The sequence below is a fragment of the Spiroplasma endosymbiont of Sarcophaga carnaria genome, assembly GCF_964019595.1.
Taxonomy (GTDB): domain Bacteria; phylum Bacillota_I; class Bacilli_A; order Mycoplasmatales; family Mycoplasmataceae; genus Spiroplasma; species Spiroplasma poulsonii.
In genome coordinates this window covers 66,892-92,185 of the sequence record NZ_OZ026456.1, presented here as the reverse complement: position 1 = coordinate 92,185, position 25,294 = coordinate 66,892, and the positions used below count along the sequence as shown (strand labels likewise).

Below are 25,294 nucleotides of genomic sequence, written 5' to 3'. Positions count from 1 at the left end.
TTTATCTTGGTTTAATTGTAATTTTAATAGGATTATCACTGTTATTTACCATATTTAAAACACCCAAAGCGTTAAGGTCTATTTTTATATCTTTATTATTACCTCAATATTTTCAAACCCCTCAGTGTTCCATTTTATAGTTAAGTTCTTCTATTAAATATGCTGTTATTATTTTTGTAAATCTAATTTTTAATTTTACATCATTTGTATAATATGCTTGTAAATAAGTTTCAACTATTTTTTTATTATTTGGTAATGACACATCATAATCAGATAATTTTGTTGTTTGAAGCAAAAAATAAATATTTTCTTCATCTTTTGATGGACTATATTTATTAAAATAATTATTACCGGGCAAACCATTAGTATAAGCAGTAGAAAATGTTTGAATATAATTATTTATATTGTCAGTATATAAAATTATTATATTTTCAAAATTAACATTATCAGTTTGTGAAATACCCTTTTTTTGTAAAGTTATATTATTTAATGAACCTAAATCATAATTACAAGTAGTTTCACCAGCAGATAAATTAACATTTCTATCACGAATAAAATGTTCTATATCGGGTTTTAGACAGTTAACTTGTAAATTAGCCAGATTACTTATTTCTATTGTTTTATAAGAACTAATAAATTTATCTATACTTTGAATAGTTGGATCAATTTGTCTTAAATCAATTTCTAATTCATAATAACCATAGTTATAATTATCATTAAAAAGATTAGCACCATAACCAGTGCTTCCATTTTTAAAAGTTCCTTTTTTACATTGTGCTGGTGCTATAATTTTAGTTATTAATGCTTGTCCTGTTTTACCATCTCAAATATCTTGTGTATAAGGTTGATAGTTATATGGAACTGGTGGCAGAACATATTGTGGGTAATTAAATGTTGGTATTTCAAAGTCGTGTGGTAGTAAGAAACTAGTTTTATAATTAGTTGTCATATCGCGTAAATAATTATTTAAAGTACTTTTTGTTTTACCTCTAAAACTTCATACTGATAAGCGTAAATAATCTTCTTCATTATTAGTATATGGGTTATCAGCATAAAAGATAATTTCAAAATTACCTTTATATAATGCTTGGATTGAAAACATATCAATTATATAACTACAATTTGTACCATCTGGTGTTTGTAAGAATTCGCAATCATTATCTTTTTCACTATCACTAACTGGTGTTTGTGCATCAATTGCTTTGGTTTGTTCATTAATTAAATAAACTCGGTTAGTTTTAGGATTTAATTGTTTTAAATTATAAGTTGAATAAACTAATTCTTCGGTTGGTTTACCATCATTAGTTAAAACAGTCCCTTTAAATTTATCAGTTAATAAAGTAGTAAAACTAAAACTAGTAGCATTAGCACCAATCATAGCACCAATTTTATCATTTCCTTGTTCTCTAAATATTTCAAATGGTAAATAACCTTTACCAGCAGACTTATCACCTCAAAAGGCATCGTTATAAAAACTATAAACATTAGCACTCATAAAACCATTAAGTCATGGAAAATTAGGTCATTTATCATCTTGGGTAATTGTTAAATTTCCAATTCAGTCCCAAGGAATACCAAAAGAAACAAAGTTTAAAAACTTTCCAATAGCAGGTATAGTAAAAGGATTAAAGACTAATTTTTGCGTATAGTTTAAAGGTAATACGGTAATTTGGCGATTAATAAAATTATTCATATTTAAAATGTCTCAAACATTACACGAACCCATTTTATTATATTCAATTTGAACACTTCCAATAGTATTACCAAATTCATCTTTTCTTCTAAAATATGATGACGCTTGGGTACTAATAATATTATTAACAGTTCCACTATTTACTTTTACTTGATTTGGTGGAGTAATCATTCAACTTTTAGACCAATAAGGTTTAGAATTTGAATTTTCTTCCTTAATAGTTGTTCCAACAGTCGGATTGGTTGCTGTTGAACTTGCTTTATCTGTTATTACCATACCCTCATTATTTTTTTCAATTCAAAAATCAGACATTGATTGAATATGTTCTTTTCAATCTTTATATCCAGTAATAATAGTTGGTTGAATCCCTTGAATGTTATATCAACTTACTTCGGGTGATGCATAAGTATTTATTTTATCAGGTGGGGCAGGATACATGTTATACATTAATAAATCTCTTGAATTCATAACTTTTTTATTAAATTCACCTTTAATAATTGGTCGACCAATAACAGGCATATCAAAAAAGATAGGATTACCATAAAATTTAACTGCCATTGCTCTAACACCTGGGTCTTTTAATAAAACTTCATCTAATTCAACAATACCTTTATTTAGTTTTTCATCATAAGTTATTTTAGGAAAACAATAACCTTCACCTGGTGCTGATGTTTGAATAAATTGTCGTACTGCCAAACCACTATTACTAATTTTGTCATTAATACTTGAAAAGGTAATTTCTTGTCATAAAAAACTACCATCATAAGGTGAATAATAATTAATAACATTTGATGGATATAATCATTGTCTATCTTGGGGTGCAGAATTAATATCACCACCACCAATATTTAAACCACGGTCATTAAATACAGTATAAAAATTATAATAATCATTAATATTTAATTTATCTGCATCTTCATCTAAAATTAATAAAGTATATTTTCTTTCAGTTGATTGTTGTGTAAATACTTGTTCAAATTTGGCTTCACCAAATTGAATTGAACTTCTATCATCAATCATATAAGCATCTCAATATTTACCAACTTTAACTTCTTTTGTATAAAAGTTATCTGCTTTATTATCATTATTCATAAAATAACTTAATTTATATTGCTTTAAGTATTCTAGCATTCTATTAATATCATAAATGTTTTCACCATCAATTAATTTTCAATAAACATTATTATTTTCATCTTTTAATTTTATCGCAAAAGGTGTTTCATTATTTGCTCATATAGTTGAATTAATTGGTTGTTTATTAAAATCATCAATCGTTAATATATTAATTTCTTCACCTTTATATTTTTGCACTATTTTTAAACTATCTTGTCATTGTGCAATAGTACTTTCCATATTATCAAATATGCGTGAATAACTACCATAATCACTTGGTTTAGCATTATTAGGTTTTCAACCTGTTTCAGTATCAGGAATATATGAACTATAAACATTAAAAGGAAATACCATTCAATGGCGATTGTCTTTTATGTTTTCTCTAATATCTATTAAAGTATCATGGGCTTGTCTTCGTAATTCTTCGATAACCCCTGGGTTAATTCTACTCATTTTTTAATTCTCCTTAATTTCTGTTCTACCTTGTAAGGCATTTTGATTATTACCAGTTTCATCATATTCCATTAATTTATTATTATGTTCTATTTCTTTGGCTTGCATTTTATCTTGTCATGCTTCTATTTTTTCTAAATATTTTGCTGCTTCTAATTCATCAATATTTTCATATTCAGTAATTGCTCTTATTGGTTCCATTGTGCCATTATCTAATCTAGCAGTAATTAATTCATTTTGTCGCATTTGATCTACTAAACTAGCACTAACAAAATCAAAACCATAAGGTCTTTCACCAGTACCATCTCATAAACCGTAATATTTTAAAACGGTATCAAACACTTTTGTATAATATTGCTTACGATATGCTTGTAAATATGCTTGTTTTTCTAAATCTTTGGTTTTAGTTAATAAAGATTGTGTTTTATTTTGGTCATTATCTGATTTATCACCAAAAGGACTAGAAAAATGACATGCTAAATATACTTGTTCAATAATTGCTTTTTGGTCTTCCGTATATGTTTCTAAGGTTGGTGTTCCTTGTACTACTTGTAAAGATTGAGATAATTGACCATCTACGGCTGATTGACCTGATTGAATAAAAATATCATCAAAAGCATCTTGTAATACTTTTTTATTACCTTTGTTATAAGCAGTCATTAAATCATCATCTAATATTCCATATCAATGAGTACGATTTGCTCATCTTTCTTTTGATTTAATATTAAAACTATCTTCTAAATCAAATTGTAATTTATAACAATTTGCCATTGTAGGTAATGGGTTTAATGTAGTTGATGTTGATAAAAATAACGGATTAGGTTCATTAATCATTTCTCAAAAAGGAACTACGCCTAATTTATTTTTAAATTCTTGTACTAAAACAGGTTTAACATCATCTTTAATTTGTGTTTTACTTTGTCCAACAACTACTTCATTATTTTTAGGTCAACCTTTAATAACTATTTTATCTTTGGTACAAATTAAATTTAAAATAAAACCACTATCTGATTGATGATAATTTAATCAAATATCAGCACCTTGTTCAATTTCGTTTATTTTACTTACACGAGATGTAAAGTTAAAAGGATTAATTCATAAATCAATATTGCCATCTGATGTTTCTAATAAACCAAAAATAGTTTTGCCCATTAAACTTGCTGTTAATTCATTTTTATCTAATTTTTCTTTTATTTTATAAGTTTCATATCATCAATTTAATTTTTCTAAAATGTCTTTACGATGAGACTTAAATAAAATATCTTTACCATTAACTAATCGCATTTGATGACGAGCAATAATATTGGCTAAATTAATAGTTCAATCATAATTATAAAATTTTAAAACACTATTAATATCATTTAAGTTTGTTAAACTATGGAAAGTATTATTCATTGTTATTTTGCTCCTTTAATTTTAAAATAAGTGCATAATTAATAATATTTACTGTTAATAAACTAGGTTCATTTGCTAAAACTTGTACACATACTTTAACTTTTTGATATTTCTTAATATATTCGTTATATAAATTTAATTTACATATTGCGATATTATCTTTTTTTAATTCTTGACAAAGTCTTTTTTTAACTTGTCCACAAACAGACATATATGGTCTTTTTGCATTAATTACCCTTTCATCGTGTATTACATAAATATCTTTTTTCATTAAGTTATTCACTCCCTTTGTTGTCATAATTTATAATCTGCTGAACTATTATGTTTAACCATTGGTATTAATTCAAAGTGTAAAGCATAAAAATCACTATCAAATGTATCATCATATAAGTCTAACATTCGTTCTTCTCTTACATCAGGTTTATCTTCTCATTGAATTAATTCATATTGGGTTTTACTTACAGGACATTTTTCTCATAATCATTTTAATTGATTAGTATTTATTAACATGGTAAATGCTTCAATACGATGTTTTATTTTAAACTTCTGCTTTTGTGCTGGTTTAAAATGCATATATTGACCAAAAGAATAATTATATTTTTCTCTATTTAAACTTTCTAATGTTGCATAAGCACTATCATCAACATTAATTGATATACCTTGCTGGATTAAATTAAAATATTGATTTAATTGATTGTTGTAAAAATCTAATATATCTTTTACTTGTTCTAATGGTCCCTTAAATTGTTGAGTAGCATTTGAGTGTGTATATTCAGCAACTTTATAGGCTTTTTTATCAAATGAATTATATATTCAAAAACTCGCTGCTGTTGTATGTCCTTTTGGACTAGTAGAGTTTGCTAAGTCAACACCACATAATAACTTAGTTGGTTGAATAATATCTGTTGCTTGCATAATATCAAGATATCTTGCAAAGATTGACCCACTAGTATTACCAGGCAATCCTCAACTTCATACTCTTGCTCTTTCAATATCTAATTGTTCTAATCTTAATTGTTCATTAACCTTATCTTGTGGTAATTCATAATTAAGTCTTCAACTAGAATAATGAATAATAATCTTCATATTTCATTTTTCAATATAGTTAATTTGTTCATATTTACTACGCATTATTTCTTCATTAAAAGGCATTAATTCATTACAATAACCAACAATATATCTTTTTAAACTTTCAGGGTTACATGTATTAATTGTTATTTTATTTTGATACCCACGAATAGCAAATTCTAAATCACTTAAATCTTTTTGTTGAAATTGGTCACATTCTTCTCTTCAATCAATTACTAATTTATATTTATTCAAATCAGCAAAAGCTTTTAATTTTTCTTTCCGGCTTGGTGAATGTAAACCTTTACAATATATTTTGCTACCATTTGATAAAGTAAAAGTAAAATTTGATAAGTTAATAGTATAAGGAATATGATTTTCATCTAACATATTTCAGATATTTTGAAATACACTATCTTTTAAATCCTTACTTCAATACATACTAGCAATGATACAAATTGGTTCTTTAATTAATAAACTAATTTTTAATAATTCACCAAACATTTTAATATTTGAAATAGTCTTACCACTATATCGTGTTCCAATTTGATTAATTTCATTAACTAACTTATATTTTTTAGCAAAGGGATATTTATTACCAATACTACTATTTTGTAATAATCAATAAGGAGTTTCTAACAAATAAGTAAAATGATTAAGCATTATTATCACTTTCTTTTTTAATATCTCTAATATCCGTTTGTAAATTAACAATTATTGGTTGTTGATTATTTAAGTTTAATTCTTGTTCTAACTGTTTTTCTTGCAGTGAATATTTATAATTAAATGCTCGTTGTCAATATAATTTAGCACCATCAGGTGATTTCATCATAAAGTTAATTATTTCACTTTCAATTCTATCAACTTGTTTTTCAAGTAAAGGAACTATCTTTTCGCTCTTGTAAGTTTCGTGCTTTCATCTGTTAGAAAGATTGAATTCATTGGTTAAATCATTCAAAGTATATGGTTTATTGGGTGATTTATTTTCTCAAAATTGCTCTATTTTACGATAAAAAGTTGCCAAACTTGCTTTATTTGGATCTTTAATTTTGTCGAAAACTCTTGATATTTATAAAATATACCTAAAATTAGGTATATTTTTAATATATGGAGGTAAATAAATGATGAAAAAAATAATTACAGAATTAATAAATAGCTTAACAGATGATCAATTTTTAGAATTTTATGAAAAAATAAAACAACAAGCAGACTTAATTAAAAAACAAAAACGTTTAAATGAAATTGATCAAAAATTTAGAGATAAAGGCATTATATGTCCTAATTGCAAATCTTTTCATTGTGTTAAAAATGGTCATAATTCCGAAGGAAAACAAAAATATTTATGTAAAAAATGTCGTGCTAGTTTTGATGCATTTCGTCATCATTTTACTTATTGAAGTCATTTAAATTATGAACAGTGAAATTTATTAATTCAAATTTCATTGTTAGGACAATCTAGTAAAATAATTTCTCGTTTTATTAAAACAACCCCAAAAACCGCTTGATATAATCGACAAAAATTAATGCAATCAAAACAATTAGAAAATACACAGTTAAAATTTAAAAAATTAAATGGTCAAATCCAAATGGATGAAACATTTATTAAAGAAATTCATAAAGGCAATTTTAAAGATAAATTTGATAAACGAAAAACTCATCTCGATCCATTTTCAACTGATACCAAATGCTGTATTCAAATGGCAGTTGATAGCAATAATAATATTTTTGTTCAATCCACCAATACCAAAAGATTACAAAAACAATGGATTATTGAAAATATGAATAAGCAACTAATTAAAGAAAAATCAATAATTATTTCTGATATGCAACCACTATATTTATTAGTAGCAAAACAAACAAATTCTACTCTATATTCCACCAAAACTAGTACAAACCCTGATACTAGTTATCAAAAGTTAAATAAGATTAGTAAATTACAATCCAGTCTTAAAGAAGCCTTAATTCATTATCATGGTTTGGGTTTCACTAATATTCAAAATTATTTAAAGCTCTGAAAATGAAAATACCAACACAAAGGTTTAACACCAAACCAACAATCAACGGTATTATATTTTAACGTTTAAAAAATTTAAAGCAAAATCATAATCTTACACAAAATTAGTTTTCAAATTGTCATATTGATGATTTTTTTTATTTCATCAAGAGTTTTCGACAAAATTAAAGATTTGGATTAAATTCTTTCATTTTTTACTCCTTTTTGCATATTAAAATTGCTATTATTTAATGAATATGATTAAATAAAAGAGTAAATAAAAACTATGAAAGAACCATCGCGGTTCTTTTTATTATTTATATTTTACATCAAAATAAAAAAAAGTAAATTACTTTACTTTTTATTTTAGTATACAAGCATATAGAGATAAATTGGAGCTTGTTACAATATAATTATATAATTAATAATATATTTGTCAATAATTTTAATTTAAAAAAATGTGAAAATTTATCTTTTTTATAAATTTAATGTATAACTATTTTTATAAAAGAATTGGAGGAAATATAGAGTAATGAAAGATTATACACATGTAAAATATGATGAACGAAGATTTTTTAAGGATTTATTTTTATCTGATAGTTGCAAAAAGAAAAATGGCACACTTAATTTATCTGAAATATCAAGACAAACAGGAAGAGATATTAATACTGTTAAAAGAGAAATTAATAGATTTACAAATATAGAAGATTATAATGCCCGTGAGGCACATGATGATTATTATAAAAAACGACAAAAGTGTATTAAAAAAATACCTACATTTACAGAAGAACAACAAGAATTTTTAAATTTACGATTTAATATTTTGGGTGATTCACCAGCAGAAATTATTCAGCGATTTTTAATAAAATTTGGTATCAAATTTCCTGCCTGTCTTAAAACATTTTATAAATGAATTTTTTTAGGTCTTTTGGGTTTGTTAAAGAAAAATTTATTAAATGGTGGTAGAAGAAATAGAACAAAGAAAAGACCTGATAATCGTGGGAAATTAGATGAAAGATTTAAATCAATATGAGATATTGAAAATAAAGAAAAAGATGTTGGTTGATTTGAAATGGATACCGTAGTTGGAAAAGAACATCAATCTAGTTGTTTAGTTTTGACAGAGAAATCAAGTAAAAAATACTTTGCTATGAAATTAGAAGAACATACTGCTAATGAAGTTTTAGAAAAACTTAAACATATAGTTAGAATTAATGGTTTAGTTGGAAAAATTAAAGGAATAATAACCGATAGAGGAAAAGAATTTAGTAAGTTTGAAGAAATGGAAAAGATTACTGGTTCTAATGTTTATTTTTGTGACCCTGCTTCGCCTAATCAAAAACCATTAATTGAAAGACTAAACCGTGAATTTAGAAAACGATATGGTAGGGGGACAGATTTTAATCTTGTTACGCAACAAGAAATAGATTTAGTAGTCGATATTATAAATGAAAAATTAAGGCCCGTTCTTAATTGAAGAACTTCAAAAGAAGTATTTTTAGAGAATTTTAGATAAGTTTATTTGAAGTAATTTAATAAATTATTTTTCAGTGTGTTTAAATATGCCAAAAATAGGGTAAATTTAAAAATAATTTATTTTTTTAAAAAAATAGTTGCACTTCTTTTAAAAAGTGTTATTATTAAAATAACAAGAGATAAATTTGGAGCTTAGATTTACATAATACGTCTAATAGAAATTGATTTAAAAATAGAAAAATTAAATAATTCAATAAATAATTTAAAGTAGTACTACAACAAAAGTTGCTAGTCAAATAACTAAATATATTCCTCATTTTGGGGAAATTTTAAGTGAAGTATTTGGAGTAATGTCTGTTTTGTGTCAAGTTTAAAAAGATTTAGTTTACTTAGGTTTATCGTTTACAATTTGTTATACAGAGTAATAAGTATAGTTTGATATTAAATAAAATAAATGTTTAGTATAAATGCATTTTTTAAAAAGACTGATTAGAACTCAGTCTTTTTAAATGATAAAAATAGTTTTAATTACGGGGTATTTTTTTCAAGTTAAAATTGTAGTATAATATATAAGTAAAAACATATGGGGGTTTTAATAATGGGGGATATGAAAAAAGTCATTGATTATTGAGATGATTATGATCCAAATGAATTTGATCCAGCAAAACGTCTAACTTCAATTGTTAAAACAAATGCTGATGAAATTCGTTTGGAACGAAACATTGTTAACAATGTTGAGACCACGGATGACTATGAAACATTTTCATATTATAATAATAAATTTAATGTTAATCAAAACCAGGATGATGAGGTTTTTAATGAAAGTGGTAGTTATGATGAATTAGCAACCGATGAGGAACTTGAAAGTTTATCAAATCGATCAGAAAAAATAGTTGAAATTGATCAATCAGAAGAACTAAATGATTTAGATGAATTAAATTTAAATAATGAAAACCGTTTTGTCCCTCTTAACGAAAACGATACCCTTGAACCAGTTTTAAATGTTAACCAAATTTATGATCGTTGACAAAAATCAAAAACTAATTTGGTTACACGAAAATTAGATGTTCTTCGTAATCGAGTACAAAAGCCGCGTGTTGAAGGCCGTCGAAAATATAGTTTTCTTGTTCCTGAGACATTAGAAGAATTACTTAATAAACCAGCAAAAGTTGTGTTGGATGCAACACCTCGTGCTGGTGGGGATGAAATTTATTCGGAAAAAAAATACTTTAATAATGCTGATTTATTGTTAAAAGTGCAAGGAGAAGATGCTGTTAAACCAAAAGGTAATGATTTAGGAACTAATCCAAATCATGAAAATTTAACTTTTACAGAAGAAAATATCACAACTATTCTTGATGAAAATGCAATAAATCATAATCCTGCGTTGAGTGATATCTTAAAGAATGCAAAGAAAAACATTGCAATTAGTAAAGAAGAAGCAATTTTTATTGATGAAAATGATGTTTTAGACCCTGACCATTTAAGTTATGAACAACGATTACGATTATTAAAATTAGCAGCTGATCCAAATAATGATGAACGAAAAAAACGGTTACAAATGAAGCTAAACAACGGTAGTTTAAGTTCATTATCAGAAATTGTTAAAAAGCGACTACAAAGAATTAATGCAGGTGAAATTGAATTAACCGAAGAAAAAAACCAAAAGTAAAGCTGATGGGCAAAATAACCCTTGATCGCCTAGACAAATCAGTTTTTATTTTATGAAAAAAACTAATTTTTATTAATAGACTCTATTAATGTTGTTATTTTCAAGTTATAATAGGATAAATGAGTACAAGCAAAGGATGATTGAAATGATGTTAGGAAATAGTGAAATTGCCTTTATTTTAATTGGATTTTTTGTTGCAATTAATATTATTGTGATAATTTTTTTAATTGTTTCTTATCGAAATATTTTAGTACCAATTCCAAATTTAAATAATACTCCTAGTCAAACAATGACATCTTTAGAAGTAATTGATCGTTATTTAACCAAAAAGAAAATTAGTGGGTTAAAAGTAGTACGAAAACCACATCAAGTGTTAATTACTAATTCTTATAAAAAGAAAACGTTTTATATTAATGATTTACAATTATTTAATCAGTCTTATTTTTTATCAGGGATGGGGTTAGATTATGTTTTAGGACGTACTTTTTTTGCTACACAGTTACACTTAAAAAATCGTCATATACGAACAATGAATTTTTTATTATATGTGGCACCGCCATTATTATTGTTTTTATTTTTAATATTATCAATTCTTATTATTATTTTTTATGTTTTAATAAAAGTGGATCCAAGTTTACTAGATTTTAATTTTTTTTATTTCATTGAACATTATGGCATTTTAAATTCAATCTTAATTTTTATTATTGCAGTTTATTTAATTTTATTAGGTTTTAATGGCCATTTTAAACAAAACTTAGAAAATTTGTATGAAACAGAAATGCGTCCATTTGTTAAGAAAGAATTTCCCGAATTATATGATGATTGAATTATTGCTCGTAGTTATGCTCGTGGAATTCAATTTACCTATTTATTTGGTTATAATTTTATTTTTAAACGGATTTATAAATATACTGGTCCATTTGGTTTATAAGAAGAGGGTAGGGGAGTTTTGTTATGAAAGTTATTTTTCATATTGATATGAATAGTTTTTTTTGCTAGTTGTCACCAAGCATTAGATCCCCAGCGGGAATTAAAACCATTAGTGGTATCTTCACCCTCACGAAGAGCGATTGTGACAACAGCAAATTATGCGGCACGAAAATTAGGAATTAATAGTCCAATGCCCCTTTATAAGGCAAAAGAAATTTATCCTAATTTAGAAGTTGTTAATCATGATTTTGGGTTATATGTTGAATTTGCCCAAAAATTATTTGATTTTATTAGTTCGCATTATACTAATCAAATTGAAGTTGCTTCAATTGATGAATGTTATATTGATGTAACAGATATTTATTTAAAGTATGGTTCAGCAATGCAATTAGCAGTTGACATGCAACAAAATGTTTTTCAACAGTTAAGGTTATCAAATAGTATTGGTATCTCATATAATAAATCTTTAGCAAAAATTGCTAGTGATTTAAAAAAACCAATGGGAATTACGTTAATTCGTCCAGAAGATGTTCCAAATCTTGTTCATCCGTTACCGGTTAATATAAACTATTTGGAATTGGTCAACAAACAACAAAACGGTTAAATGCGCTTGGAATTATGACAATTAAAGATTTAGCAGAGTTTCCTGATTTTGCCTTATTAGAGACAATCTTGGGTAAACCGGCAAGTAGGTTTGTAGAACGAGCAAAGGGTGGGGGAAGTGATGAATTATTATTGGAGCATAATCAGTTAAAACAAATTGGCAATGAAACAACGGTAGAATATTATTTGGTTAACTTTGAAGAAATTAAAAATAAAATTTATTTATTAGCAAAGCATGTAAGTCAACGTGCACAAAAAAGAACAATGGTTGGTATGTTGTTTATGTTACTTTAAAAAATAGTAATCGAAAACGTTTTACCAAGCAGCAAAGAATCCAAAACTATACTAATCTGCTAGATGAGATTTATTCAACCGCTATTTAGATTGTTTGACCAATTTTGAACAGGTGAACCAATTCGATTAATTGGGGTTGGGTTACGAGGAATTATTAGTAAATATGATATTAAAGAGCAAATTTCTCTTGATGCATTACCTAACTTGCAAGTTGAAAGTTCAACAGTTAAGTTAATTAAAGAAATTAATAAAAAATATCGCAAAGATATTTTATTAACTGGTCAAAAATTAGAGGAATTAAAGTATGTTTTACAGGCACAAACAAAATATATTCAAGCAGATCAACGAATTTTAGATGAAACACAAAGGTAAGGAACAAGGATAATTAGTAAGAAAGCTATGATAATTCCACCAACCAGTAAGAAAAACCCTAAAATTAGTGGTTTCTATTTAATTAAAAATTATATTACTAATCCAAATATTGAAATTGGTGATTATACTTATTATCATTGTGATCAAGAACAAGAAGCAATTGAATTTCAAAATAAAAACATTTTATATCATTTTCCATATTTAAATGATCAAATTATTATTGGGAAGTTTTGTTCAATTGCTAAAAATGTTAAATTTCTAATGAATGGTGCTAATCATAATTACCAGAATTTTTTAAGTTATCCATTAGCATTTTTAACTGATGATCAAAATTTAATTACAACGCTTCGGGAAAATACCCCACAAAAAGGAAATACAGTTATTGGTTATGATGTTTGAATTGGCTATAATGCCATTATTTTACCTGGTATTAAAGGCGATAATTTGGGCCAAATGAACCTTTGATTAATATTCGTAGTAGATTAAAAAATGTTTTATATATATTAAATACAACAATACGACCTTGTTTAGGGAATTTTACATCAAGACAACATTTTAAAAAAATATTTGTTCATTAATTAGTTAATGTATATAATAAAAATAATAAAATCTATTAATTATTTTTGTGTTTAACAAATTATTTTCAGCACTTTAATAATATAATTAGAGGTTTAGTAAAGGAGAAAAAAATATTATGTATGATAAAAATAACAAAATTATTGTAAAAATAACAAATATTACTCCCTATGGTGCTTTTTGTAGAGCAGGAAAGGCTGATGGTTTAATCCATATTAGTGAAGTTTCAGATTATTTTGTTAAAGATATTAAAGATTTTTTTGATATTGGTGATGAAATTGAAGTTGAGGTGCTTGATTTTAATACAGTTAGAAAACATCTTAAATTAAGTTATAAAAATTGTCACCCTGAATTATTAAAAAATGATGATAAAGAAATTCAGGAAATAAAAACAGCATTCCAAAACTTAAATAAAAAACAAGATAAAACAGACAGTTTACAATAATATAAAAGTTAATATATGTTTCAATAACTAACTTTTTTTGTTATTAATTTCTTCTCTATTAATAATTAAATAAGAATACTTCATGTCTTTTGTGAGATAAGGTGGTTCTTCATAAAATTTCATTTCAAACTTAATTAACATTGTCCCTTCTTTTAAGGGTTCTCTTCCATTAAATTCAACAAAAAAGATTTTTCCTTCTTGTAAATCGTCTTTAGTTGCAGTAGTTACTTTATCTGCTGTTAAAATTCTGCCAATGACTAAATTAGAATCAATGGCTCATTCAGGACTAATTGAACTTTTTAAAATATTAGCAATTCATTCTTCATTATTTAAATAATAATTTCATTTTTGTTTAATTAATTTTACATCTAATTTTTGATTTATGTCCTGTTTACTATAATAATGAAAGGTCATATTAAAATTACTTGTTTGATTAAGTGCTATTTCTATTTCAGAAACATCAAGTTGAATTTTTTGCAGTTTTTCAAGTTTAAATCCAACAGGAACGGTTCCTGTTAAACGACCAATACCATTAATTTTGGCAAAAAAAGTTCCTCCTGTATGGAAATCTTCTTTAGTTGCAATAGTTACTTTATCCGCTGTTAAAATTTTACTCATTTCAAAATCAGTAACATCATATCTTATTTCTCGACCAATCACATCGCTGATTATTCGTTTATAAGCATAATAGAAATTTTCTACATTAATTTAGTTACTAATGTATTACATAGTATTTTCATAATAATAAATACTCCTATTATTAACAGCAATGTATTGTCAGAAACCTTCATCAATTTCATCTTAAGCTAAAGAAATACCATTAAAATTTTTTACTGCCTTTTCTTCCTCATTTTTATTTTCTTCGTTATTTTTATCCTTCTTATCAATAACATTATCTTTACAAGCGGTAACACCGCTTGTCCCTACACCAGTTAAAGTTACTACACTTAAAATATTTAATAGTTTTTTCATATATGTTATTTTCCTTTCTAAATAATTTATATAGTACGTGTGAAATATTTTTCAATATAATGTATTTAAAACAAAAATTATAAAAAATCAATAATTAGATTGTTCTATAATCTATGTTTTTAATTCTAACAAAAAGAAAAATATATATAAAAAGAATTCAATAAATATGTTTTATCAAATAATTTGCAAATTATTTGATAAAACATACAAAAAATTATTTTTTTTAGAACAATATTTTAATTTAACCTTGAAAAACTTAATTTAGTTTAATCATCATTTAATTGTCTCAGCATCTTTAATTCTTTTTCCCATTATATTGTATTTTATCTTGCTTGCATTTACAATCTAGAAAAACAAAAAACAGGTTTAAGTTATAATAAACTTAAACCTGTTTTAATTATTAAGCATCTTCTTTATAATATTTATTTCATGAAGCAATATCATCACTATCTTCTTTTTTAGTTCCTTCTAATGCTGCTTCACTTTCGCGATCAAGATTTTTTTCTTCAACAGTTTCTTTAGTGCGGTCAACAATGAAATCATTTTCTGGTGCAGTTCGATTTTGTAATGATGAAATCTGCATTCTCATTCGTGACATTGTTAGATTATTATATTTAAATTCAATAATTCATTGAATTGGCAATGTTAATGGATCAATTTTTTCCGAATTACGAATCAACATTAATAACATATTAATGAACTTTCCAAAACCTTCTTCACCAACTCAATGATCCATTTCTAATGGATCATGTACTAATTGGTTTTTAACTAAATTATAATTTGAAGCATGTACTTCAGTAATTCTTTCAGCTCACTCTGATTCCGAAATTAAATAAAAGTTAGTTAATAAACTACAATTAAATAAATGTTGTTGATTTTTAAATAATGAAAAATTAAATTTATCAACAATAATGGCACTAATACTAATTGTTAGACCTGACAAATCAATTACATCATTCATTCAACGAAAAATTGCTTGAACATAACGAAGAATAAATTTTAATTTTCCCGATGAATAAAGAACTGTTTTTCAACTTTCATAATCAAATTGATATTCTGCATCATGACGGACCTTGCGAATGTTTTCATCAGGTTCTAAGTCCAAGAACTCTTCAGCTGATAAAATTATCATATCTTTTTTCATATGACTACTCCCCTATAAAGATAACCCATCTATTTAATTTAACTTACTAATGAATTATACCATAAACTTAGGAATAAAACCATCTGTTAACCGATAAAGTTTTAGATGGTTGGAATAAAGTAAGTGTTTGTTCAATAGACATAAATTTAATGCTTTTATACCAAAAAGCATTAACAAGACTTTGTCTTTTTAAGTTACTCTAATTAAACTATGAATATTTATAATCTGCAACAGCAAAAATGCAAATTATCAAAATTTGCTTTAAATTATTATCTAATTAGTTTTTTGAAGTAAGGATTTTTCGTATCAATTTTGTAATTCCTCTATCTTTTGATTTTAAGATTGGAACTGAACCTTGTTTTGGTTCATAATCATAATTTTCATTTGTGGGATGCAATCACATATTTTGACGATAATATTCTGTTGCTTCTTTAACTTCATCAATATGTTCTTTAATAATGAGTTGAATTGGATCCCATTGATTAACCTTTGCCATTCGCATCGATAACATATTACGAAAGACAATCTCACTATATGCTTTTGCCCCGTAGGATTTTAATGCTTTAACATTATGGGAAATTTGTGATTCAGTTTGACACCCAATATAATACTCATTCTTATAATTTCTAATACCATTAGTATTTGTAGTCACATATTGAATTAATTTTTTAACTTTGTCTTTTTTGTCTTTTAAAAATGGATATACTTCTTGCATTTCTTTTGTTAAAAATGGTTTTAAATAATCTAAGATATAATCAATTTCTCCTTTTCGAATAAAAGCAGATAAATCTTGATAAATTGCTTTTTTCTGTTTTTCTTCTATTGTTAGCACTTTTTTTGATTCATTACTTAATCGACGAAAATTAAAGCAACGACGAACTTTAGTCATTAAATGAAACTCATCTAAGATATAGTCTGATTTAAAATATTCTGCTATTTTTTTAATCCATTCAGCGCCACCACCCATTACTATTAATTGTTTATCTGTTAGGTCATAATTATTGTTAATAAATTCCTTTAATAATTGACGATATTCTTTCATTTTAAGATTTACATTTTTTGACATCACTGTTAATAATCGCTTATTTTGTAAAAAATGTCGTTTCTTACTAGATTTTTGTCAATCAATTCCAGTATGTAAATATGCCAAACGAACCATATTCTTATCAATCTTTTTATATTTTTTAAAAATTTTAGTAAAAGTATCATCTAATCCCAAATAAATGTATTTATTGTCGGACTTTATTTTATTATGAAGGACAGTATGTTTAAAGTTTTCATTAATTTCCGCCAAATCAACGCTCCGAAAAATATTTGAAACAGTCATCGGAGTAATTTTTGAATCTTTATATTTATCAATGATGTCTTGGTAACGTTTCCCAGAATCCAATTCCTTAAGAACTTTTATATACAAGTCAAAATGAATTCGCTGATATGGTTTTCGCCCCATTTCAGCGTCTAACAAAAAAACGAATCGATTACTACCATGTTTACCATCCTCGTTCAATTTATTTGGATCATAATGTTTAAATAATGTTCGTTGATAAGTAACGTGTCCTCATTCTGTAATTGTTGTTATTTTTCTTTTGCCATAAAGTTTATACTTGTTATATCCACCCGAATATTTATCCCGCAGTTTTTGATCTCATTCTTCATAGTAACATTTTATTTCATTGCACATTCGCTTACTAAAAGCATCTTTAATTTTAGCTAGATCGTCAATTTGCTTAGTTACCATATTAAAACTGCTATTTTCTGACAGTAAAAAATCATTAAAATTAATATCACTCATTTTGTATGCCTCATTCTGATTTTGATTAGTTTTTAATAATTGATACGATTCTTTACATATATTATACCATGAGAAAAGAAAAACTGGATTTCAGGTTCCAGTTCTAATCATAGATATGTAAGACTTCACTTCTTGTCATTAATGTAAATCATTTACTAACATAAAAATCTTTTCACTTTTTAGTTAGTTTTACTTCATCTAACCGAAGTTCTTTTTCAATATTAGACTTTAATTTGCCTTCATTATTAAAATAAAATGTAACATAATGTTTATCATTATCTACTATTTTAAATTCAATACTTGTAATAATTCCATTATCTTCATAAATCGTAAACGGAATAATTGCTGCATTTAATTCAGCCAACAGTTGGCATAAGATATCTTGATCAGGTGTTAACTTAAAATCTGATAAGTAATATTCACCAGATTTGACTTCTTTATCATTCTTATAAAAATTAACTGAATCATTAAAAAATTGTTGTATTCTAATTCATTCATCATAACAGAGCCGAAGCCGGAACCAGAACTACCACCAGAAAATAGTAGTTGAAAAATAGTTAATAATAAATATATTCCGAGAGATAACGGATGATATATTGTGATTTATCAACAATTTGATATATTACGAATAGATAAAATTGATAGTACAAAACAATGGGGTACTGAGGGAGCAATGGGAAAATCATTAGATATTCTTTATCATTGAACAAAAACAAATGAACCTGAAACACCAGAAATAAATTCTAAAACAGGTAAGTTTAAATGATATGATGAATATTAAGAAAATGTTCGTACTTTTTTGCTTAAATATATTGATGTTATTGTACAAGAAAATATCCGAATTCAGCAAGGTGGAAATCCAAACTATGATGATCCGAATTTGGGCAGTGAAAGAATAATTTTTGATTTTGAAATTATCAATAATTTAGATAAGTCTGATACCGGTACAATTTTAACTAAAAAATCAATTTATCGAATGATTTTAACAATTGATGAAAAGAAAAATATTATTGCTGGTAGTTTATAATTAACACATTTTAAACAATATTGGGATGGTAATAATGCAAATAGTTATCGGTATACTGATGATTTAGGTTTTTTGTTTACTTTTATGAAAGAAAAAGAAGATACTTTTAATTTTAGTGCTGAAACATATAATTATAATCAAGGTAATACTCCCAATACTGGTAAAATTGTTTTTGAACAGATGAAAGGTCAAATTGATATTAATAAATTTTTAAAAGCTTTTTTTGCGCATGCTTTGGTACCTGTATTTTAAAATCGCAGTAATTTTATTGAAAGTGGATATATTGATAATTTACAATACAACACTGTTTTAATTAATTTTTTTGGTTTAAAATTGATTAATTTTAGAGATGTTTTAATTGATGAAACTAATACTAATAAAAATCAATTTGAAAAACTATTAAATAGTATGTTCACGGTTTCGCAAAACTTTTATAAAGATTATTTACGCACCATTTTTGATTTAGAAAATAATACTTATGTGCAAGGATATAATAAAAAATATGGTTTATTAGCAAATAATGGTTTTAAAATTTACCCACGATATTTTTATTTTTCTGATAAATACAAGCAATTAGATATTAAATTGTATTCAGCATTTAAAAATCGGTTTTATAATACAAATTATGGTAATGTATTTAATTATGATTTTTCAGTTGCAAATAATTATAATATTAATCAAAATGAAGGTTATATTTTTGAAGGTGTTTTAAAAGATAAATATGGTTTAAAATATAAAAAAATTGAAGAACAAAAAATTGGTTATAATGTTTTTGAATTACAAGCCCAAAAAGAAAATGATATGTACCGTTATTATGATTTTAATTTTGGGATTTACAACTGACAAGAAATAAACAACGGTGGATTATTCCCTGATGGGCAATGATGACAAGCCCAATATGAAAGTTGTAGTTGATATAATTTAGCGTGTCATATAAAAAATGCCGCAATTTGAGTTGTAAATAATATTCCCGGTGTTAAACAAGTAAATGAATTAGCAAGCGGTGTTGGTAAAATATTTCAAACAATATATAGTTTTTTTAATCGAACATTTGAGGTATGAAAATTTAGTCCAGCATTATATAGTACAATAACAAATATATTTTTATTAATTATCTTTATGAAATTTGTTCGATTAATATAAAAAGGACTTATTAGTCCTTTTGTTCTTTTCAATCAGTAATTTTAACTGTTTTAGAATCTATTTCTGGTGTTTCAGGTTCATTTGTTTTTGTTCAATGATAAAGAATATCTAATGATTTTCCCATTGCTCCCTCAGTACCCCATTGTTTTGTACTATCAATTTTATCTATTTGTCATATATCAAATTGTTGATAAATCACAATATATCATCCGTTATCTCTCGGAATATATTTATTATTAATTTTTTCTCAATCTTGAAACTTTAAATTAACTTGTTGCAAATTATCAACACTTTTTTCTAATTTGTTTATAATTTCAACTGTATTAAAATACTTTGCAAAAGAATAAGAAAAATTAGTTAATTCTTTTAAAAATTGTTTTTTATCAACATCATAGAACTTATAAATATTATATTGTTTAGCATAAATATCTCAATTTTTATATAAATCCATAAACTCATCACTAGGCTTATCAAATGAAATTCCGGTAGAATAACTATCTTTTAAAAAATCTAAGTATCATTTATCATTATAAGTTAATGATTGTGAAGTTTTTAAATTTGGATTAATAAAGTAATTTGTTTCTGACCAATTTTCAAAAAAACTACTACGTAAAAACATTGTATTAATAAAGTCTGTTTCATTTATTCCTGTTGCTTGCTGTTCAATGTTATAAGTTTGTTGGTTCGAAGGTTTAAATGCCGTTAAAGTAATAAATGGAATAATTAAACCTAAAATACCTAAAATAGATATGGCAAATAAAGATAATGATTTTTTCATATTTATAATTCAACCCCTAACTATACAATGTTTTTGAAACAATAAACCCAACAATATATAAACTTGAAATTGTTAACATTAATGGGTGAGAAAATAAGATTGCCATTTTTCCAAACAACGAAAGTAACCAGGTATCTGAATTATATAAGTCCATAATAATATTTTTTGCTGATGTTAATTGATTTATAATAACTGTTATAAAACCAGTACCAAAAATAGCAATTGCAGCAACTAATAAAACTAATCTAATCATTATTTATTCACTATTCTATATCCTTGTTCTCTTGATTTTGCTTGTTTTGCTAAACTTGATAATTGTTGTTTATCACGATTAATTTTAAACTGTTTACGCTCTTTAATATGTTTTTGTATACCTTGCTTAGTATCTGATACTCCACGAGCTGTTGTTGAATATATTTGTGATGTACTATTTTGAACAGTTGAACCTAACTCATTATATTGTGTAGAAGTACCATGTATTGCATAAATTGATAATTTAATAACCATAAAAAAGATTATAAAATAAGCAATCGTTGTATTTGTCATTGGTAATTTAGTATTTCAAATCACATCAAAAATAAATAAAAATATATCAAAAATAAAACTAAAAATCTTATCTCAATTACTATTATTTTCAGTTAATAAATTAATCATCTTTACCACTTCCTTTTTCTTTTTTAGGTTTTAAATTCTTTTTCAAAATATCAATATCTAATAAATCTAAACGTTCTTTTATTGTTAAATCTTTAAGTTGAGTTCAATAGTATTCTTTAGTAACTGGAACATCATCATTTTTTAAATCACGAACAAATGATAATCATTTACTTTCATACTTTTGAGCGATTTCTAATGGAATAATTATTTTAAAAAACCGAATTCCTAATCCAACATCCGACTTATGTTTTGCTCGTTTACCTTCGGCTGTTAGTTCTACTGATTTTGTTTTTCAAATTTCATAATCAGTAATATCTTGGAAAATACCAATTCGCATAATAAAGAAACGATTAAAAAAATTTAATCCTTTTTAGCAGTAGGTTTTTTCAGTGAAATTGGAATAATAATACCACTTGCTAATTTCCGAATATTGTTTCAAAGCATACCTTCGCGTTGAGCTGTAAATAAAGCACGATTACCAAAATGTCTTGCTAATACAATTCACGGAATTTTACCACTATGAACTTTTTTCTCATCGTGGGGACTAGTTCCATCAATATATAAATAACTTTCATCAAATAAAATAACACTATCATCTGGGGGAACTGGTTTTGTTATATCTGTAAAATCTAAATTTTTAAACGTTAGAACTTTAACTTTGTCATCTTCTAATGGATAGTTACTATAAATTTTATCCGTTAATAATTTCATTGTTTCTGACAAATAAGTTAAAAGTAATGTTTTACCAGTTCCTAACTTACCAATAATTACCGATAACGGATTATCTCAAACAAAATTTACTAAACGAAAAGCATTTAACTGATAAAAAATATTTTTCCATAATCATCAAACAAAATAAACACACTGCAAAGCAAATAATAATCAGAATACTAAACCAGTATAATTTAATGAAATTATTCAAAGTAATAAATCAATTAAACTAAACAAAAGCATCGAGCCACTGATATAACAATAATTTTTTAAGAAAAATATAAACTTTTTCATTATTTAAAACAACAATCATAAGAGTTAAATATTCATTTTGAGTCAAATTCCAAGTTGTAATACTTTCAACGTTAGATTTGTCAATAAACAAAAATACATGAATAAAAAACTCTTTTAATTTTTCTCAATCATTTTGCATTTTTAAAAGCTTCACATTTTTTGAATGATTTTAAAAAACATACCAAAAAATAAAATGATAAATAACACAAACGATATAACATATAAAAATTCAGGTGCATTTGAGCCAATAATATAACTAACAAATTGAACTCAATAATTATATAAACTCATTATCTAATTCTTCTAAATCGCGAATTAATTGTTCTACTTTTTCATCATTTCAATTTATTAAATTATTATTGTTATTTGTTTTTACTTTTTTAGGTTCATTTTGAAATAATGTTTTATGCATACGCGTAAAATAGTTTTGTTTATATTGATTATACAAATTGATTAGTTCTGCTCCAGTTAAAAATTTTCAATCATGTTGTTTCAAATTTTCATCATATTTCAAAATAGGATAAGAATTATCATAAATCAAACTAATAGCTACTTGATCAGAATGTTTTTCACTAAAGTAAACAAACTTATTACTTAATCAAAAACCAATATGTTTATTGTGATTAGGCAAATTTATAAATGAAGCTTTATCAGTTTGAAAAAATATAAATTCTCTTCGAATAAAATAATTTTCTAAATTAATATTCTTCTTATAAAAACTCATAAAAACACCTTACTTTCACACATATAACTCATTTTTTCTAGTATCAATACTTGCAAATCATTTACTTTCAATTATTTTGCGAAAAGATTGAAAACCATTAAAATTTATAAATCACTCAATATTGATTACTTTAATAATATTAAACAGATTTGGACTTTTATTATAATTTGGTTTCTGATACATTACTCAAATCAACTCGCTTTCTATTACACTGCTAACTTAAAATATAAACTACCAATAAATTTTCTATTCAAAATAGAATGACAAATTTGACATTTACGCTTAATAAAAAATATTCAAATTCCTAACATAATTAATCACACCACTTATCCAAATCCAATAGTGTAATATGTTTACTATTATTTGAGAGAAATTTATCAATAAATTCTAATGCTTTATTTCGTTGTTCTACAGTATCAAAAATAAAGAAATTTGCTAAACGGTTTCCAATCATAAATATAATTGCTTTATTATTGTCAAATGTAGTGTGTTGTTTTATTATTGTTTTTTGTTGGGATTGGAATTGGTGGATGACAATTATATTTATATTTGCATCAAAGAACACAACCAGTTATTTTTAATTTAAATCAAATTACAAAAATTAACAGTCCAGCAATGATTAATACAAAAAATGTTTATCAAGTTGAAGAAAGTGAAATTAAAGATAGTTTAAAATATTTAATTCTTCAAGAAGTTATTAGTTATTCACGCGGAGCAACTTTTCTTGATTATGATTATCACCTTTTTTCTGATAATAAGGATGCTGTTTTTCAACCGGTTAATTTAGCAACAATTACAGTTAAAATTTGAGTAATGATTTCAGCAACACCTAATAATAAGTTTCTAGTAAATAATACAAATTATTTGGCAGTAACATTGCCAATGTTAGGTGAAAAAAAATTAAGTATTGCTGAAATTAAAACATTAGATGGTCCAGAATTATTGGCCGTGCCAAAGCCTAGTCGTGTAGTAGAAAGTGATATTAGAAATGTTTATGATTCTGTTATTCCACAAGCGGTTAAAAGAATTAATGACAAAGTACAGTTAAATGTTGATTATAGTTATTATATTTATCGTAATGAAAATGAGGAACGATATCAACCCGTTAATTTAACTAGCAATAGGGTTGATATTTGAATTGTTATTACAGCACAATCAACAAGTAAATTAATTACGGGATATAGTAATTTAATTCAAGTTACTTTACAAAATCATAAACAATTTATTAGTTTTGATAAGGGGGTGTATGCGTTTGCTTTTGGACCGGATGGTGTTGTCTATGTTGCTAGTGGTAATACAATTTATCAGGAGGATATGAAGGGTGGCGGTCGTACTATATTTACTTATTTGTCTCCGAGTTATACAATATTGGCATTCGTTGTTGACTCTTATGCTAATGTTATTCTTGTCCCATCACCCCCCGATACTCCACAAAAGGTTTGAATTATAGGTCTAGATATGAAGAGTAAGAAGACTTTATTCTCTAGGGGTCTATCAAATATTGCACTTGATCACAAGGTGCTTGCTACTGGGTTGGATGGTGCTATCTATGTTGTTAGTGGTAATACGGTTTATAAGTGGTTTATACACGGAGGATTTGGTCACGCTATGCTTGTTAGTTTTCCTAAGAAAATATCTGCATTGGTTGTTGGACCCGATGGTTTTTTATATGCCCTTACTAATAAAACTAATATTTGAAAAATAGCAATTTACAGAGTAAATAATGGATAAATCTAATTATTTTGATAATAAAAATAATAATTATCTTGACTAAATTATATAAAAAACATATAATTATCCTTGGAAAATGTTAAAGTAGCTAATGTTCACCCGTGCCCTTTAGTGTGGTTAATAGGTTTTACAAGATTAAATTAGATTTGTAACGATTAATTATTAATCGTTTAATAAATAATTCTTGTTAATTAAAGCGCTACTTTTGAGCGTTTTTTTTTAATTAATTACAATGGAGGGA

Annotated in this window: 24 protein-coding genes and 3 pseudogenes; 11 read left to right on the top strand and 16 right to left on the bottom strand. The window is 25.5% G+C overall.

Translation table 4 applies throughout. The features are described 5' to 3' along the window. Nucleotide 1 precedes the first annotated feature (1 nt). The 5 genes from AACK91_RS00570 to AACK91_RS00550 are packed head-to-tail and all read right to left on the bottom strand — an operon-like array spanning nt 2 to nt 6,746. Nucleotides 2–3,259: a hypothetical protein gene (locus AACK91_RS00570; RefSeq protein WP_338963379.1), complete on the bottom strand. Its 3,258-nt coding sequence runs from the start codon at nt 3,257–3,259 to the stop codon at nt 2–4. Between the two features lie 3 nt (nt 3,260–3,262). Beyond that, nucleotides 3,263–4,654 carry a hypothetical protein gene (locus tag AACK91_RS00565; protein ID WP_338963376.1) on the bottom strand — a complete coding sequence of 464 codons (1,392 nt, stop codon included), beginning with the start codon at nt 4,652–4,654 and terminating at the stop codon, nt 3,263–3,265. Beyond that, nucleotides 4,647–4,925 carry a hypothetical protein gene (locus tag AACK91_RS00560; protein WP_338963373.1) on the bottom strand — a complete coding sequence of 93 codons (279 nt, stop codon included), beginning with the start codon at nt 4,923–4,925 and terminating at the stop codon, nt 4,647–4,649. Before AACK91_RS00560 ends, AACK91_RS00565 begins: the two co-directional genes overlap by 8 nt. Next, the gene (locus tag AACK91_RS00555) at nt 4,925–6,385 is read right to left on the bottom strand and encodes a PBSX family phage terminase large subunit (protein ID WP_338963370.1); all 1,461 of its coding nucleotides are present in this window, start codon (nt 6,383–6,385) and stop codon (nt 4,925–4,927) included. The genes AACK91_RS00560 and AACK91_RS00555 overlap by 1 nt, the downstream gene beginning before the upstream one ends. Beyond that, nucleotides 6,378–6,746: a hypothetical protein gene (locus AACK91_RS00550; protein WP_338963368.1), complete on the bottom strand. Its 369-nt coding sequence runs from the start codon at nt 6,744–6,746 to the stop codon at nt 6,378–6,380. The genes AACK91_RS00555 and AACK91_RS00550 overlap by 8 nt, the downstream gene beginning before the upstream one ends. Before the next feature lie 97 nt (nt 6,747–6,843). Between AACK91_RS00550 and AACK91_RS00545 the strand changes: the two genes are divergently transcribed. The 9 genes from AACK91_RS00545 to AACK91_RS00505 all read left to right on the top strand — a co-directional run bounded on the left by AACK91_RS00545 (nt 6,844) and on the right by AACK91_RS00505 (nt 14,083). Then, nucleotides 6,844–7,806, top strand: a complete 963-nt coding sequence (locus AACK91_RS00545) for an IS1/IS1595 family N-terminal zinc-binding domain-containing protein (RefSeq protein WP_338963247.1) — start codon at nt 6,844–6,846, stop codon at nt 7,804–7,806. A 441-nt stretch (nt 7,807–8,247) separates the two neighbouring features. Then, complete coding sequence (locus AACK91_RS00540; RefSeq protein WP_338963366.1) at nt 8,248–9,231, top strand: IS30 family transposase; 984 nt, start codon at nt 8,248–8,250, stop codon at nt 9,229–9,231. 558 nt (nt 9,232–9,789) lie between these two features. Next, entirely contained in the window at nt 9,790–10,863 is a 1,074-nt protein-coding gene (locus tag AACK91_RS00535; RefSeq protein WP_338963363.1) for a hypothetical protein, read from the top strand. Nucleotides 10,864–11,011: 148 nt separating this feature from the next. Beyond that, on the top strand, nt 11,012–11,794 hold the full coding sequence (locus tag AACK91_RS00530; RefSeq protein ID WP_338963361.1) for a hypothetical protein: 783 nt from the start codon (nt 11,012–11,014) through the stop codon (nt 11,792–11,794). Between the two features lie 42 nt (nt 11,795–11,836). Next, the gene (locus tag AACK91_RS00525; protein ID WP_338963359.1) at nt 11,837–12,397 is read left to right on the top strand and encodes a hypothetical protein; all 561 of its coding nucleotides are present in this window, start codon (nt 11,837–11,839) and stop codon (nt 12,395–12,397) included. 14 nt (nt 12,398–12,411) lie between these two features. Further along, nucleotides 12,412–12,690, top strand: coding sequence for a hypothetical protein (locus tag AACK91_RS00520; protein WP_338963356.1), 279 nt, complete (start codon nt 12,412–12,414; stop codon nt 12,688–12,690). Between the two features lie 90 nt (nt 12,691–12,780). Continuing rightward, nucleotides 12,781–13,062: a hypothetical protein gene (locus tag AACK91_RS00515; protein WP_338963353.1), complete on the top strand. Its 282-nt coding sequence runs from the start codon at nt 12,781–12,783 to the stop codon at nt 13,060–13,062. A gap of 27 nt (nt 13,063–13,089) precedes the next feature. Beyond that, a complete protein-coding gene (locus AACK91_RS00510) occupies nt 13,090–13,548 on the top strand; it encodes a hypothetical protein (RefSeq protein WP_338963351.1) in 459 nt (152 codons plus the stop codon). A 208-nt stretch (nt 13,549–13,756) separates the two neighbouring features. After that, on the top strand, nt 13,757–14,083 hold the full coding sequence (locus AACK91_RS00505) for a S1 RNA-binding domain-containing protein (protein ID WP_338963349.1): 327 nt from the start codon (nt 13,757–13,759) through the stop codon (nt 14,081–14,083). 27 nt (nt 14,084–14,110) lie between these two features. Here AACK91_RS00505 and AACK91_RS00500 read toward each other — a convergent pair whose 3' ends face one another. The 5 genes from AACK91_RS00500 to AACK91_RS00480 form a co-directional block, all read right to left on the bottom strand. Beyond that, nucleotides 14,111–14,743, bottom strand: coding sequence for a hypothetical protein (locus AACK91_RS00500; RefSeq protein ID WP_338963347.1), 633 nt, complete (start codon nt 14,741–14,743; stop codon nt 14,111–14,113). Between the two features lie 141 nt (nt 14,744–14,884). Further along, a complete protein-coding gene (locus tag AACK91_RS00495) occupies nt 14,885–15,055 on the bottom strand; it encodes a lipoprotein (protein WP_338963345.1) in 171 nt (56 codons plus the stop codon). A gap of 400 nt (nt 15,056–15,455) precedes the next feature. Beyond that, nucleotides 15,456–16,199, bottom strand: coding sequence for a hypothetical protein (locus AACK91_RS00490; RefSeq protein WP_338963343.1), 744 nt, complete (start codon nt 16,197–16,199; stop codon nt 15,456–15,458). A 277-nt stretch (nt 16,200–16,476) separates the two neighbouring features. After that, a complete protein-coding gene (locus AACK91_RS00485; RefSeq protein WP_338963342.1) occupies nt 16,477–17,991 on the bottom strand; it encodes an Mbov_0401 family ICE element transposase-like protein in 1,515 nt (504 codons plus the stop codon). 103 nt (nt 17,992–18,094) lie between these two features. Beyond that, nucleotides 18,095–18,355, bottom strand: a complete 261-nt coding sequence (locus AACK91_RS00480; protein ID WP_338963340.1) for a hypothetical protein — start codon at nt 18,353–18,355, stop codon at nt 18,095–18,097. A 354-nt stretch (nt 18,356–18,709) separates the two neighbouring features. On the opposite strand from AACK91_RS00480, the pseudogene AACK91_RS00470 reads away from it, so the two are divergent. Further along, a pseudogene (locus tag AACK91_RS00470) lies at nt 18,710–20,161 on the top strand (spiroplasma phage ORF1-like family protein); the annotation flags it as partial. Nucleotides 20,162–20,353: 192 nt separating this feature from the next. Here the strand turns inward: AACK91_RS00470 and AACK91_RS00465 are convergent. The 6 genes and pseudogenes from AACK91_RS00465 to AACK91_RS00440 all read right to left on the bottom strand — a co-directional run. Continuing rightward, nucleotides 20,354–20,939, bottom strand: a pseudogene (locus AACK91_RS00465) (spiroplasma phage ORF1-like family protein); the annotation flags it as partial. A 16-nt stretch (nt 20,940–20,955) separates the two neighbouring features. After that, nucleotides 20,956–21,192, bottom strand: coding sequence for a hypothetical protein (locus AACK91_RS00460; RefSeq protein WP_004027876.1), 237 nt, complete (start codon nt 21,190–21,192; stop codon nt 20,956–20,958). Beyond that, nucleotides 21,192–21,593 carry a hypothetical protein gene (locus AACK91_RS00455; RefSeq protein ID WP_338963334.1) on the bottom strand — a complete coding sequence of 134 codons (402 nt, stop codon included), beginning with the start codon at nt 21,591–21,593 and terminating at the stop codon, nt 21,192–21,194. Before AACK91_RS00455 ends, AACK91_RS00460 begins: the two co-directional genes overlap by 1 nt. Beyond that, a pseudogene (locus AACK91_RS00450) lies at nt 21,586–22,598 on the bottom strand (hypothetical protein). Before AACK91_RS00450 ends, AACK91_RS00455 begins: the two are co-directional and overlap by 8 nt. Continuing rightward, nucleotides 22,534–22,737, bottom strand: coding sequence for a DUF2649 family protein (locus AACK91_RS00445; protein WP_338963332.1), 204 nt, complete (start codon nt 22,735–22,737; stop codon nt 22,534–22,536). The pseudogene AACK91_RS00450 and the gene AACK91_RS00445 overlap by 65 nt, the downstream one beginning before the upstream one ends. A gap of 138 nt (nt 22,738–22,875) precedes the next feature. Further along, complete coding sequence (locus tag AACK91_RS00440; protein ID WP_338963330.1) at nt 22,876–23,322, bottom strand: DUF3627 domain-containing protein; 447 nt, start codon at nt 23,320–23,322, stop codon at nt 22,876–22,878. Between the two features lie 501 nt (nt 23,323–23,823). Here AACK91_RS00440 and AACK91_RS00435 point away from each other — a divergent pair. Next, the gene (locus AACK91_RS00435; RefSeq protein ID WP_338963328.1) at nt 23,824–25,053 is read left to right on the top strand and encodes a hypothetical protein; all 1,230 of its coding nucleotides are present in this window, start codon (nt 23,824–23,826) and stop codon (nt 25,051–25,053) included. Nucleotides 25,054–25,294 lie beyond the last annotated feature (241 nt).